This is a genomic window from Bradyrhizobium barranii subsp. apii, from assembly GCF_011516635.5.
Taxonomy (GTDB): Bacteria; Pseudomonadota; Alphaproteobacteria; order Rhizobiales; family Xanthobacteraceae; genus Bradyrhizobium; species Bradyrhizobium barranii.
The window spans coordinates 5,133,386-5,147,044 of the sequence record NZ_CP096255.1 but is presented as its reverse complement, the minus strand read 5'-3'; the positions used below and the strand labels follow the sequence as shown (position 1 = coordinate 5,147,044).

General features: G+C 64.3%; 11 protein-coding genes and 1 tRNA gene. 8 read left to right on the top strand and 4 right to left on the bottom strand.

All coding sequences use genetic code 11. From position 1 onward, the window contains the following. Positions 1 to 62 precede the first annotated feature (62 nt). Positions 63 to 1,889, bottom strand: coding sequence for a glutamine--fructose-6-phosphate transaminase (isomerizing) (glmS, locus tag HAP41_RS24470; RefSeq protein ID WP_166096625.1), 1,827 nt, complete (start codon positions 1,887 to 1,889; stop codon positions 63 to 65). Between the two features lie 220 nt (positions 1,890 to 2,109). Here glmS and HAP41_RS24465 point away from each other — a divergent pair, with 220 nt between their 5' ends. After that, a complete protein-coding gene (locus HAP41_RS24465) occupies positions 2,110 to 2,328 on the top strand; it encodes a hypothetical protein (RefSeq protein WP_071913760.1) in 219 nt (72 codons plus the stop codon). Between the two features lie 206 nt (positions 2,329 to 2,534). Here the strand turns inward: HAP41_RS24465 and glmU are convergent, their stop codons facing one another. Then, positions 2,535 to 3,902 (bottom strand): bifunctional UDP-N-acetylglucosamine diphosphorylase/glucosamine-1-phosphate N-acetyltransferase GlmU, encoded by a 1,368-nt coding sequence (gene glmU, locus HAP41_RS24460; RefSeq protein WP_166096626.1) that lies wholly within the window; start codon positions 3,900 to 3,902, stop codon positions 2,535 to 2,537. Between the two features lie 171 nt (positions 3,903 to 4,073). On the opposite strand from glmU, the gene HAP41_RS24455 reads away from it, so the two are divergent. Beyond that, on the top strand, positions 4,074 to 5,444 hold the full coding sequence (locus HAP41_RS24455) for a hypothetical protein (protein WP_166096627.1): 1,371 nt from the start codon (positions 4,074 to 4,076) through the stop codon (positions 5,442 to 5,444). Positions 5,445 to 5,590: 146 nt separating this feature from the next. Further along, positions 5,591 to 5,971, top strand: coding sequence for a hypothetical protein (locus tag HAP41_RS24450; RefSeq protein ID WP_028147889.1), 381 nt, complete (start codon positions 5,591 to 5,593; stop codon positions 5,969 to 5,971). Here the strand turns inward: HAP41_RS24450 and HAP41_RS24445 are convergent. Next, complete coding sequence (locus tag HAP41_RS24445; protein WP_135213683.1) at positions 5,931 to 7,595, bottom strand: glycoside hydrolase family 17 protein; 1,665 nt, start codon at positions 7,593 to 7,595, stop codon at positions 5,931 to 5,933. The genes HAP41_RS24450 and HAP41_RS24445 overlap by 41 nt on opposite strands. 222 nt (positions 7,596 to 7,817) lie before the next feature. Here HAP41_RS24445 and HAP41_RS24440 point away from each other — a divergent pair, with 222 nt between their 5' ends. The 3 genes from HAP41_RS24440 (at position 7,818) to HAP41_RS24430 (ending at position 11,701) form a co-directional block, all read left to right on the top strand. Further along, on the top strand, positions 7,818 to 8,414 hold the full coding sequence (locus HAP41_RS24440) for a beta-1-3, beta-1-6-glucan biosynthesis protein (RefSeq protein ID WP_135213684.1): 597 nt from the start codon (positions 7,818 to 7,820) through the stop codon (positions 8,412 to 8,414). A gap of 214 nt (positions 8,415 to 8,628) precedes the next feature. Next, positions 8,629 to 11,298 (top strand): glycosyltransferase, encoded by a 2,670-nt coding sequence (locus tag HAP41_RS24435; RefSeq protein ID WP_166096629.1) that lies wholly within the window; start codon positions 8,629 to 8,631, stop codon positions 11,296 to 11,298. Positions 11,299 to 11,625: 327 nt separating this feature from the next. Beyond that, positions 11,626 to 11,701 (top strand) — tRNA-Lys (locus HAP41_RS24430). Between the two features lie 364 nt (positions 11,702 to 12,065). Here HAP41_RS24430 and HAP41_RS24425 read toward each other — a convergent pair. Continuing rightward, positions 12,066 to 12,263, bottom strand: a complete 198-nt coding sequence (locus HAP41_RS24425) for a hypothetical protein (protein WP_224580757.1) — start codon at positions 12,261 to 12,263, stop codon at positions 12,066 to 12,068. Positions 12,264 to 12,737: 474 nt separating this feature from the next. On the opposite strand from HAP41_RS24425, the gene HAP41_RS24420 reads away from it, so the two are divergent. Further along, a complete protein-coding gene (locus HAP41_RS24420) occupies positions 12,738 to 13,010 on the top strand; it encodes a hypothetical protein (protein WP_166096630.1) in 273 nt (90 codons plus the stop codon). 188 nt (positions 13,011 to 13,198) lie between these two features. Continuing rightward, positions 13,199 to 13,486 (top strand): hypothetical protein, encoded by a 288-nt coding sequence (locus HAP41_RS24415; protein ID WP_166096631.1) that lies wholly within the window; start codon positions 13,199 to 13,201, stop codon positions 13,484 to 13,486. Positions 13,487 to 13,659 lie beyond the last annotated feature (173 nt).

The window sequence follows — 13,659 nt, the reverse complement described above, 5'->3', positions numbered from 1 at the left end:
AAGCTAGGGTCTTCTAGCAGGTTTTGGAAGACTACCTAGCGTTCCGGCCTGATCCCTTCTGCCTATTCCACGGTCACCGATTTCGCGAGGTTGCGCGGCTGGTCGACGTCGGTGCCCATGATGACCGCCGTATGATAGGCGAGCAGCTGAACGGGGACGGCATAGACCATCGGTGTGAACGCGGCCGCCATGTCGGGCATGACGATGGTGACGAGGGACTCGACGGTCGCCTCCTCCGCGCCTTTGGCGTCCGTCATCAGGATGATTCTGCCGCCGCGGGCGGCAACCTCCTGCATGTTGGAGACGGTCTTTTCGAACACGCGGTCATAGGGGGCGATGACGACGACCGGCATGGTCTCGTCGATCAGCGCGATCGGCCCGTGCTTCAGCTCGCCGGCGGCATAGCCCTCGGCATGGATATAGGAGATCTCCTTCAGCTTCAGCGCGCCTTCGAGCGCGAGCGGGAAGCTGGTGCCGCGGCCGAGATAGAGCACGTCGCGCGATTTGGCGATCTCACGCGCGAGCTTCTCGATCTGGAGCTCGGTGGTGAGCGCGTCCGACATCAGGCGCGGGATCTCGACAAGGCCATGAACGAGCTTGGTCTCGTCCTCGTCGGACAATTCGCCGCGGGCCGTGCCGGCCGCGATCGCAAGATTTGCCAGCACCATGAGCTGGCAGGTGAAGGCCTTGGTCGAGGCGACGCCGATCTCGGGGCCGGCGAGCGTCTGCAGCACGGTCTCGCTCTCGCGCGCGATCGTCGAGGTCGGCACGTTGACGACGGCCACCGTGTGCACGCCCTCAGCCTTGGCATAGCGCAGCGCGGCCAGCGTGTCGGCGGTCTCGCCCGACTGCGAGATGAAGATGGCGAGATCGCCCTTGCGCAACGGCGCCTCGCGGTAGCGGAATTCGGAGGCGACATCGACCTCGACCGGCACGCGCGCAAAGCGTTCGAACCAGTATTTCGCGACGAAGCCGGCGTAGCTCGCGGTGCCGCAGGCGGTGATGTTGATGCGCTGGATGCTCTTGAAGTCGAACGGCAGCTTGACCGGCAGCGAGACGCGCTCGGTCGCCATGTCGACATAGCGCGCTAGCGTGTGGCCGACCACTTCCGGCTGCTCGTGGATTTCCTTCGCCATGAAGTGGCGGTAATTGGCCTTGTCGACCAGCGAGGTCGAGGCGGCGTGCTTGATCTTCTCGCGCTGGACGGCGTGGCCGTCCTTGTCGAAGACCGTGGCGCCCTTGCGCGTCAGCACGACCCAGTCGCCGTCTTCGAGATAGCTGATCGTGTCGGTGAAGGGGCCGAGCGCGATGGCATCGGAGCCGAGATACATCTCGCCGTCGCCATATCCGATCGCGAGCGGCGGGCCGTTGCGGGCGCCGATCATGAGGTCGTCGTCACCGGCGAAGATGAAGCCGAGCGCGAAGGCGCCACGCAGCCGCGCCAGCGTCAGCTTCACCGCTTCCACGGGCTTGTTGCCGCGCGTGAGCAGATCGTCCACGAGATGCAGCACGATCTCGGTGTCGGTCTCGGTGTGGAACACCGTGCCCTTTTTCTCGAGCTCCTCGCGCAGCTCGCGGAAATTCTCAATGATGCCGTTGTGGACCACGGCAACGCGTTCGGTCGCGTGCGGATGGGCATTGTTGACGGTCGGCTTGCCGTGGGTGGCCCAGCGGGTGTGGCCGATGCCGGTTGTGCCTTTGAGCGGCTCGGCTTCGAGACGCTTCTCCAGGTTCTTCAGCTTGCCCTCGGCGCGGCGGCGCTCGAGATGCTTGCCTTCGAGCGTGGCGACGCCCGCGGAGTCGTAGCCGCGATATTCAAGACGTTTGAGCGAATCCACCAATTGCTCTGCAACCGGCGTGCGCCCGAGAATGCCGACAATCCCGCACATGCGGATCAATATCCCCCAAATCGTCGAAAAATCGCCTAAACGATCCGCTCGGTCTTTAGCGAAGTTCCTAAGGAACCAGATACTCAATAATTATTGCTGATTGAGACAGCACCGTTTCGCATCCGGCTTCGACTGCGTCGAATTGGCCGGCCTTAAACCGCGCGCATTAACTCCTTGTCAACAAGTTTGGCCAACGATTCCGGGACAGGAGAATAAGGCCATGAAAGGCTCATCCGACCGCAAAGGTCTGTCATCGACGTTCTTGCGCGCCAGCGAGACCACTGGCACGCACCTTGCGCATTGGCCGCCGCCCCAGCGCGGCAAGGAAAGCAAGCCCGTCTTCGTCAAGCACGCCGCCGGAGAACCTGCGAAACGGGCAAAGCCGCGCGGCTGGCGCCTGACGCGCGCGATCTTCTCGGAATTCTCCGACGACGAATAGCGGCGCGCCCTACCACCCCAGCTTCACGGCCCAGACGAGGGAAATGAGGAGCGCCCAGAACGCCAGCCCGATGACGAGGGCCAAAATCTCGGGCGGATCGTACTCGTTCACTCCCGCAGCAGCAGTCGCCCCATCCCCGTGACGAATGTGTCGATCAGAAAACTGAAGAGATCGCGCACAAAGCGAGAGGACACGGCAGTTGGCGCTCAGTTCTCCGGCTTCTTTTCCGGCTTCTTGCCGCCGGTCTTCATCTCGCGATAGCGCGCGGCGCCGCCTTCCCTGATGGTCTGCTGGTTGCGCTCCAGCGCCATGGCGTCGTCGGGCACATCGCGCGTGATCACCGAGCCCGAGCCGATATAGGCGCCGTTGCCGATCTTCACGGGCGCGACGAGAGAAGAGTTGGTGCCCACGAAGGCACCCTGCCCGATGATCGTCTTGTGCTTCTTGAAGCCGTCGTAGTTGCAGGTGATGGTGCCGGCGCCGATGTTGGAATTGGCGCCGATGGTGGCGTCACCAATGTAGGAGAGATGGTTGACCTTGACGCCGGCCTCCAGCGTCGCGGCCTTGGTCTCGACGAAATTGCCGATCCGCGCGCCGTCGCCGAGCGAGGTGCCGGGTCGCAGCCGCGCATAGGGGCCGATCGAGACGTTCTTGCCGAGCGTGGTCTGCACGATATGCGAGAAGGAATGGATCACCGTGCCGTCGGCGATCGACACGCCCGGACCGATCACCACGAACGGCTCGATGGTGACGTCATTGCCGAACACGGTATCGGCGGACAGATAAACGGTCTCGGGCGCGATCAGCGTGACGCCTGCTTCCATCGCCGCTTTGCGCAAGCGCGCCTGCATCACGCCTTCGGCCTCCGCGAGCTGCGCCTTGGTGTTGATGCCGCGCACCTCGTCCTCGCTGGTCTCGATCACGACGGCCTCCCATCCCTGTTCACGAACGACGCCGACCGCGTCGGTCAGATAATACTCGCCCTTCGAATTCGCATTGCCGATCTTGTCGAGGATCGCGAGTGCACGGCGCCCGTCGATCGCCATCAGGCCGGCATTGCACAGATCGATCTTGCGCTCTTCCGCGCTGGCATCGGCATGCTCGCGGATCGCGACCAGACGGTCGCCCTCGACGATGAAGCGGCCATAGCCGGTGGGATCGGCGGCGCGAAAGCCGAGCGCGGCGATTGCTGCGCCCTTCGCGAGCGGCGCGCGCAGCCGCGCAAAGGTCTCGGCCGAGATCAGCGGCGTGTCGCCGAAGGCAATCAGCAGATCGTCGGCGCCCCGCGCAATCGCCTCGCGCGCCGCCAGCACCGCATGCGCGGTGCCGAGCCGTTCTGCCTGCACGAAGGTGAGCGCATCGGGACGGATACGTTTCGCCTCGTCCCCGCCCGCCTGATGGTCGGGGCCGATCACGACGGCGAGCGAGGTGCCGGTTCCCTTCGGTGTGGCGGCGAGCACGTGCGCGAGCAGGCTCTGGTGGGCGACCGGATGCAGCACTTTCGGCAGGTTCGATCGCATGCGCGTGCCTTCGCCGGCGGCGAGTACGATCGTGAGGCTGGAACGGGCGGTCATCGAAATCCTGTCAAACATGGCCGAATCAACGGGCGGCGCCAGGCCGATGCCGTCATGAGCTGTCGCCTTGCTACCCCCGCAAACGCCCGGAATTCAAGTGCGACGGGGTTTTCCTGTTAATGTTCCCTGATTGATTCGGGGAAGCAGCTCGGGGCTGGGCACTTAACGTTCATGGCAAAGGATTCCGACCCACTGGCGGACGCCTTCGGGACCAAGGAGACCGGCGGGCTGTTCTCCGGGATTCTGGCCGAGGAAAGCGCGGTCGACCGCAGCATGATGTGGCGGCTGGGCGCGTGGGGCGTGGTTGCCGTCGGCGCTGTCGTGATGGCCGTGATGGCCAATCAGGCCCAGCTCGGCTGGCGCCGTGACCAGGTTGCGTCCGCCGATCTGTCGCGCCAGGCCGACCGGCTCCAGATGCTGACCAAGGAGAGCCAGAACGAGGCCCGCCGCCTCGCCTCCGCCATCGAGACGCTGAACACCGATCGGGACCGGCTCTATTCGCGCGTCACCGTGCTCGAGCAAGGGATGGATTCCGTCACCGGCGCCATCGCCAAGCAGAGCGCGAAACCGCAGGACGCGCCGGCGCCTGACGCGCAGCCCGCGGCGCCTAGCGTCGCGCCGGTCGCCTCCACGCCGGCTCCCTCGAGTGACAAGCCGCGCGCGGGAGCCGCGAAGGACCAGGCGAAGGAGCCGACAAAAGACGCTGTGAAGGAGGCCGCAAAGGATCAGTTGATCCCGCCGCCGCAGAACGCCGCCATGGCCTCGCTGGTATCGCAGTCGCCGCTGACAACGTCGGCACTGCCCATGCTTCCGCTGGTGCCATCCAAGTCGATCATGGCGCCACCCGATCCCGCCGCATCGAAGCTGACGCAGCCCGAGACGACGGAGAAGGCCGCCGAGAAGAAGCCCGAACAGGCGCCCACCCCGACCGAGGTCGCCGCGGCGCCAGCCAAGCCGCCGGAGACGGCCGAGAGCGAGGCCCCCGCGATCGCTGTCCAGCAGACGCGCTTCGCCATCGACCTCGGTGGCGCCAACTCGCTCGACGGCCTGCGCGCGCTCTGGCGCGGCCTGATCAAGTCCAATCCGGAGGTCGCGGCGCTGCGGCCGATCATCATGATCAAGGAAGGCAACACCGGCCTCGGCATGCAGCTCCGCTTGGGCGCCGGCCCGCTGATCAATGCCGCCGCCGCCGCAAAGCTCTGCGCGGGCCTTGCCGAAAGCGACCGCCATTGCGAGACCACCGTGTTCGACGGCCAGCGGCTGTCGATGCGCGGCGGATCGGAGAAGGGACAAGAGAAGACTCAGGACCGGGTTCAGGAGAAGAACGCGGACAAGAACCAGGACGCCGTCCCGCAAGCCGAGACTGCGCCAGCGCCCGCTCCTGGCGCCAAACCGGAGAAGCGCCGCCGCAGCTACTCCTCAAAACGCTCGTCGAAGCGCGAGGAGCCCGCGCCTGCACCCGCGCCTCAGCCGCCGGCCGCACCGGCGAAGCCGGAGACGGCCTCGGCGGGATCGACGCTGTCGTCGTTCTTCAGGCGGTAGGAACGCGGACGAGTTAGATCACTGCGGCCTCTCATCAAATTGGGGCGTCAATGGCCGTCGACCAATGACTCGTCGAACAGCGCAAGCGATCAGAAATATCCACCTCGCCTGTTGCCCCCTCCCGTCATCCCGACCATATTGCGCCCATGACAAAAAAGCCCTTCCGCCTCACGCCCTACCAGGTGCAGTTCCTGATCGTCGTCGGTTTCGTGTCCGTCGGCTATGCGATCTATCTGCGCTATCTCGGCATCGAGAACTCGACCGTCGGCCTCGCCTGTGACGCTGGCCTGCAGACGCTGATCTGCAAGGCGCGCACAGTCTCGACGGTGCTGTTCAAGAATTCGGTGTTCGGCATCGTCGCGCTGGTGGTTGCGACGCTGAACCTGATGCGGCCGTCGATCGTGCTGCTGACCGTCGGCATCGTCGCCGCCGGCCTCGGCATCGTGCTCTACAATGTCGTGCTGTCGGGCCTTGCGATCGGCCTGTTCATTCTTGGATTTGCTCGGCCCGCGCCCGCCACAGCGTGAACGCGAACAGCAAGTAGATCGCGCAGGTCCACAGCGACTGCCAGTTCTCGCGGCCCTCGTTGAACAGCACATAGGCGGCCGCCAGCGTGAGCAGGCCCGCGAATACCGATTCCGCGATCGGACGCTGGCCGATCTGCGGCCGGTTCAGCATCAGCACCGCGAACGGCACCACCGCCATCGTCAGCGAGGCGTAGGGGAAGTCGTGGTAGCGCGAGTCGAACACGAAGGCGAGCGCGGTCTGCGCCGCGATCACCGCGGTCACCGCCAGCGTCAGGCCGAGCACGGCGGTGAGCTTCGACCATTTGCGGCCCTCGCGCGGGCCGAGCAGATCGAGGAAGGTCGGAAGGCTGCGGCCGATCACCATCGCCTGCGAGCAGAAGATCGGCGACAGGATGCCGGCCAGAAGCAGCGCGCCCCAGTGCAGCCAGCCGCCGATGCCGTAACTCTCATAGTACATCTTGTCGGCGCCGATCCCGAGCAGGGTGCCCGCTGACGTCGCCGAGATCGCGACGCCGAGCCAGGCCGAGAAGCGCGGCGTCCACGGCCGCCTGCGCAGCGTGAGGCCGGCGACCGCGAACACCAGCACGCAGAGGCCCATGCCGGCGCCCATGTACCATTTCCAGTACGGGAAATTGCTGATCGGCTGGCCCGGCGGATATTTCAGGTTCCGGCGCACCGAGTCGTACAGGCCCCAATAGCCGCCGACGGTGCCTTCCAGCTTGCGCTTCCAGGGCTGGTCATAGGACTCGATCAGATTGACGCGAAACTTGTTTGCTTTCGCCAGGCCCAGGATTTCCGAGACGACGCGCGCCTGGTTGGTGCGCGACGGCAGCGCGCCCTCGCGCATGCGCCCTTCGCTGGGCCAGCCGGTTTCGCCGATCAGGATCTCCTTGCCGGGGAACGCGACCGCCATGCGCTCGCGGATCGCCTCGACATGGCTCGCTGCGAACTTCGCCTTCACCGGAACATCCTCCCAATAAGGCAGGATGTGGATCGTGACGAAGTCGACGGCGTCATAGACCTCGCGATTCCTGAGCCAGAACTCCCAGACGTCGGCATAGGTGACGGGCACGCTGACCTGCGCCTTCACCGAGCGGATGATGGAGACGAGGTCCGCGGTCGTCATCTCGCCGCGCAACAGCACCTCGTTGCCGACGATGACGCTGGTGATGATGCCGGGAAATTCCTTGGAGAGGCGGACGGCGAGCGCGGCCTGCTCAAAATTCTTGGCGCGGTTGCTGGAGAGCCAGATGCCCTGGAGCACCTTCAGCCCGCCGACCTTGGCGGCGATCGCCGGCACCTGGTCGAGCCCGTTCTCCATCGAATAGGTGCGGACGCAGTCGGTGATCTCCTTGAGCTGGCGCAAATCCTGCTCGATTTGGTCGGCCTCGATATGGGTCCACGCGTTCAGCGGCGACTGTTCCCCGCGGAACGGCGCATAGGAGACGCATTGGACCTTGTCGGCCGGGTCGATCGGGGCGCGCGCGAGCGTGATTGGCGTGGCCAGCCACCACCACACGGCAGCAATCGCACCCAGTGAAACGAGCAGAAGCGCCAGTGGCGTACGAAGAGAAATCGGTTCCGTCCTCCGCGAGGTGCCGTCGATTACCTGCTCACGCGCCATCTGCCAAGGGGTGTGTCCGGGATGGATCCTTCCCTCCCCCGAGGAATTTACCTGCGGCCGTTCGACAGAGGCCTAGGATCGTGACTTTGCTGGACAAAATTTCAAATTCAGGTCATGGACTCGGCAGGACTTTGCCGCCGCATTGGGGACCCATTTGGACGCCATCACCGGCGAGTCCGCGAGGTCCTGGCGCGGGCGGTCAGCTGATATATTGGGGAATTCATGCGGCAACGGGTGTTCGAGTTACGAAATGCGGTCCTGCGGCAGTTCGCCGCCACCTTGGCCGTCTCCTCCCTGGTCGTGATGGTCGGTCTCGGTGGCGCCTCCGCCCAGAGCGGCACGCCCGCCCCGGACCAGGGCAAGGCAGCCACCCAGCCCGCCGATGCCGCCGCCAAGGACGCCGCCCAGAACCAGCGCCGCACCGACGAGTTCGCCGAAGCAGCCCAGGTCATCAACGGCCCGGCCGGCAACCCCGAATGCGTCTGGCTCGGCCGGCGCGTGGTGCGGCTGATGTGGCGCGACGACCTCGATACCGCGTTCCGCCATCTCGACCTCTACGACCGCTTCGGCTGCCCCGGCGGCCACATCCAGGCCGCCTTCCGCTGCCTGACCCGCTTTGGCGGCCAGATCGATCCCAAGGTCGCCGAGACCCTGGACAGCCGCGTGCACGCCTGCTGGATCAACCCGGCATCCCAGCCGCAGCAGGCGTCAGCCAGCGCCTCCCAGCCGGCGGCGCCAACCACGGGCAATTCGCAGGCCCCGCAGCCGGCCGCGAGCCCCGCGCCTGCGGCAAGCCCGACACCGGCGCCCTCGAAATAGCCGCGATCGTTTCAGCCGCCGTTCAGGAACGATCGGCGATAGAAGCGGTTGGCACTGCCGCACATTCCGAAACTGTCATGCCCTCATACGGTCATGAGGCCATGACAGTTGTGAAACCGCGCGGCAGAGGTATGCTCCATTTGCCGCGGACTCGGTCGGATCTCGGGGTCGGATCCGCTTCCCTGCCACCTCAGCCCCTTTTGGTTTAGCCGCGATGCGCGTTGTCGCCGCCGTTCTGTTGCTTGTGTCCGTGCTTCACGCCGGCATCTGGGGAGTCCTGCGCGACAAGGAACCCGCGCCCGACTTCAAGGGCCTGCTGCCCAGCGTCTCCTACGCCCCGTTCGAAGGCGCGGCGCACCCCGACATCGACAACATCCCCACCGTCGAGAAAATCCGCGCCGACCTGAAGACGCTGTCGACGATGACGCGCGCGATCCGTCTCTATTCGTCCACCGGCGGCGTGGAGCTGGTGCCGCCGATCGCGGCCGAGTTCGGCCTCAAGGTCACCGTCGGCGCCTGGATCGACAAGGACAAGGATCGCAACGAGCGCGAGATCAAGGCCGCCATCGAACTCGCCCGCAAGAACAGCAACGTCGTCGGCGTCGTGGTCGGCAACGAGGTGATCTACCGCGGCGAGCAGAAGGTCGAAGACCTCATCGACATGATCAAGAAGGTGAAGGGCTCGGTCCGCGTGCCCGTCACGACCGGCGAGATCTGGAACATCTGGCGCGACAATCCCGACCTTGCCTCCAACGTCGACTTCATCGCCGCCCACGTGCTGCCCTATTGGGAAAACTTCCGCTCGGACCAGGCCGTCGACCAGGCCGTCGATCGCTACAACCTGTTGCGCAACCTGTTCCCGGGCAAGCGCATCGTGATCGCCGAATTCGGCTGGCCGAGCCAGGGCTACAACCTTCGCAACGCCGACCCCGGTCCGTTCCAGCAGGCGCTGACCCTGCGCAACTTCGTTAGCCGCGCCGAAGCCATCGGCATGGAATACAACATCGTCGAAGCCATCGATCAGCCCTGGAAATATTTCGAGGGCGGCGTCGGCCCGTACTGGGGCATCCTCAACGCCAGCCGCGAGCCGAAATTCGCCTGGACCGGCCCGGTCGAGAATCCCGACTACTGGAAGCTGATGGGAATTGCGCTGCTGGTCGGCATCCTCCTGTCGCTGCCGATCCTGCGGCTGGAACGGCCGACCGCCAGGCAGGCGTTCCTGCTATCGGCGACCGCCAACGGCGTCGGCGCCTGGGCCGCGACCGTGTTCGCGTTCTGGAATGACCACTATTTCATCTTCGGCTCGGCCTTCGCGCTCACGCTCGGCATGATCCTGCTTGTTCCCCTTGTCCTCATCGCGATGGCGCGCGTCGACGAGATCGCGGCAGTGGCCTTGGGCCGGCCGCCGCAGCGGCTGCTCTCCAAGAGCAAGCCGGTCGAGAACGTTCCCGAGAATTACTACCCGAAGGTCTCGATCCACATCCCCGCCTATTTCGAGCCGGTCGAGATGCTGAAGCAGACGCTCGATGCGCTGTCGCGGCTGAACTATCCGAACTACGAATGCGTCGTCATCATCAACAACACGCCCGATCCCGCGTTCTGGCAGCCGATCCAGGACCATTGCCGCGCGCTCGGTGAACGCTTCAAGTTCATCAACGCCGAGAAGGTGCAGGGCTTCAAGGCCGGTGCGCTGCGGATCGCGATGGATCGCACCGCCGTCGATGCCGAGATCATCGGCATCCTCGATGCCGACTATGTCGTCGATCCCGACTGGCTGAAGGACCTCGTGCCTGCTTTCGCCGACCCGCGCGTTGGCCTCGTGCAGGCGCCGCAGGAGCATCGCGACGGCGACCTGTCGATCATGCACTACATCATGAACGGCGAATATGCCGGCTTCTTCGACATCGGCATGGTCCAGCGCAACGAGGCCAACGCCATCATCGTGCACGGCACGATGTGCCTGATCCGCCGCGCCGCGATGGACATGGCCGGCGGCTGGTCGTCCGACACGATCTGCGAGGACAGCGATCTCGGCCTCGCGATCCAGCAACTCGGCTGGACCACCCACTACACCAATCATCGCTACGGCCAGGGCTTGCTGCCCGACACCTACGAGGCCTTCAAGAAGCAGCGTCACCGCTGGGCCTATGGCGGCCTCCAGATCGTGAAGAAGCACTGGCGGAACTTCCTGCCCGGCCGCAGTCGGCTGACGCCCGATCAGAAGCGCGAATATGGCTTGGGCTGGCTGAACTGGCTCGGCGCCGAGAGCCTCGGCGTGGTGGTGGCGCTGCTCAATCTCATCTGGGTGCCGATCGTCGCCTTCGCCGACATCGCCATCCCCGACAAGATTCTGACGCTGCCGATCATCGGCGCCTTCATCGTCTCGCTCGCGCACTTCCTGTCGATGTACCGCGCGCGCGTCGCGATCAAGCCCGGCCAGATGATGGGCGCGATGATCGCCGCGATGAGCGTGCAATGGACGGTGTCGCGCGCGGTCGCGCAGGGGTTGATCACCGAGCACATCGCGTTCGCGCGCACCTCCAAGGGCGGCCTGTCCAGGATGTCGATCGAGTTCCAGGCGTTCTGGGAGGCCGTGATCGGCACCCTGCTGGTGATCGGCGCCGGCGTGCTGATCGCCTCCAACAGCTATCGCCAGATCACCGAGATCTACATCTTCGCCGGCGTCCTGCTGCTGCAAAGCCTGCCGTTCCTGGCCGCGGTCGCGATCGCGATCCTCGAGCTCAGCCGCATCAACTCGTTCCAGTTCTGGCGCGACAGCGCGATCCGCACCGCCGAACTGATCGGCCTGCGCCCCGTGGCCCTGCCGACCCCCGCCGGCACGCCGCAACCGGTGCCGAGCGAAGTCCGGCGGGAAGCGAACTGACGGACGAACGGCCTCTCGGCGCGGGTGAAACCTCCGCGCCGGCAAGCCACCGGCGCTGTTCGGCGTGGATAGCGGGCCGCCAATCGGGTTGAAAATTCCGGTCTAAGCGGCGGAAAGCGCGAGCGAATCCCCGCCTCCGCCAAGAGTTTGGGCCGCCACTCGCACTATTGACCTCAGCGCCCCGTCCCCCTACACAGCGCGGGCCGAAAGCATGATCCGGAAACAGCCGGTTTTTCCCCGCGACGCCAGTTGAGGCAGCGGCAAGACATGCTTCTCGAATGTCCGAAGACGATGGCGATCGATATTGAAAGCTATCAGCGGCCATGGGAGCGCGTAGCTCAGCCGGTAGAGCACGTGACTTTTAATCACGGGGTCCTGGGTTCGAGCCCCAGCGCGCTCACCAAGCCAAAACAATGACTTAAGCGAAATCACAAGCCGACCGAAAAAGCCGTGTGTGGGCACTGTGTTGGCAAATTGATTGCCGATCTGAGCGTCGAGGAAGGCAGCGCGGCAATTGCTCGCGATCGCCACTAGGCCGGCGCGCTCAAGCGGCAGCACGCCCTCCCCGTCCGCCAGATCCGGGCAGATGCGCTCCATGCGCGCGAAAGAGCCCCACTAGGGCCGGCGCAACACCCCAAGTAGGTCGACGACATCGATCACATCAAGGTCTTCGCGACGGTGGGCGCCGCGGAACGATGGTTTGAGGAGAACGACCCGGAGGGCGTCGCCTTCGAATACGATGTGATCGAGTGATGTGGAGCGGATAATCAGCGCCACATCGTTGGTGGGCTCAGGGCCTTGCGACCCGCTGCTTTCAACGCGTCGGTTGAGAACTGTTCATGTGCCGCGGCATCGAGCAGCTTCGAAGCAACGTACGCTCTGGCGCCCGTCTCGCTTACAGGAATATTTTCGCAAACTTCATCGAGCACCGCCCTGAGCAGCGCAGTCATTTCAGCATCAAACACGCCGAACTCCCGAAATTGAGAGGATACTGAACGCTGCACAAGCGGAATATATTCGCTTGGCAGCGTTCGCCGCGTATTCCGGTCTGGGCTCTGAAATCCCAGCGCCTTCCAAATTGGCACCTGTCTGTCAAAGTAATGTGACAGCTTCCTCGGCCACATCAACAGGAGTTTGCAGGGCCTGCCAAGGCCCGCCAGCGTGAACCGGCAGCCTGAAACCTTCCCAGGTTTCGTACGTAAAATCTCTATCCGAGGTTTTTGTTAGTTCCCATCTCGGGGCTGGAAATGAACACCGCCGCCGGGAAAATGTATTAGAGCCCGGCGGCGTATTTGTTAGCGCCTGAACCGGCGCGCGCCTCGAGCGGCGGCTTCCACCTGAATTTGTAGGGCAGATTTTTTTCTAACCTGAGTTAGTTTTTTCTATGCCCAGCGTCGACTACCCTAATTTTTCTGCGCGTAGAGCAAGGGGTCGATCGGGTGGTTCAACAACTGGGACTGGAGGATTGGGCCTGGCAAATCGCCGCCGACGTGTATCGCTTGAATCTGTATAGCCGACTCACCGGACGAGCGGCCCCGGGAGACGCCGTTTCAGACGAACAGCTTGCCAGAGCAATCCACGAAAGCTTCACTCAAACGAACGACGGCGCCTATCGAGAAATGGTTGAGTTAGCGACCGATGCCGCTTTATCGGCCTACGATCGTGTCGTCTCACGCAATGTCAAACAGGCGCGCGCTCAACTAGCGAACTAACGGCTCGTCGGCGGATGATGACTAGCCTGCCCCGCAAGAGAACCCCGCCGACCTTGTGAGTCGGCGGGCTTATCTCTACCGCTTCAACCGGCGGCGATGCGTCATCAGCCGTTACCGGACGCCGCTCCGATGCATTGATGCCGCAATCGGCGCGATGTTATGCTAGTCACAGAACCGGGAGTTTCTCGATGCGCAAAATCGCCGTCGCTGTCATGTTCGCCCTGATCGCACAGACCGCATTGGCTCAGGACCATGTTCCAATGTACGGCGAGTCCAAGGACAAGACGGAGGCCGAGAAGGCGGACGACATTCGGGCCGAGCGCGCCTATCAACGCTCCCTCGGCAATGTTCCCAACCAGAAGGCAGTCGATCCGTGGGGAACTGCCCGCGGCGACGAAGCGAAGAAGCCGGCCACGCCGGCCAAACCGGTAGTGAAACATTCGTCCAAGGCCAAGAGCGGCAGCCCCCCCAACTAGCGAATTCTAAAGGGGGGCCGCCAGCGCGAACCGGCGGGTCAGCGCTTCGCTGCGTTGCCAGCTAATTCCATCGCGAGATCTAGGGCTGCGATTCCAATTTGGTCGGTCGGACGGGATCTACAGCGATGTAAAGTCACCGCCTCCAACAATCGCCTCTATCATAGAGCGACGGC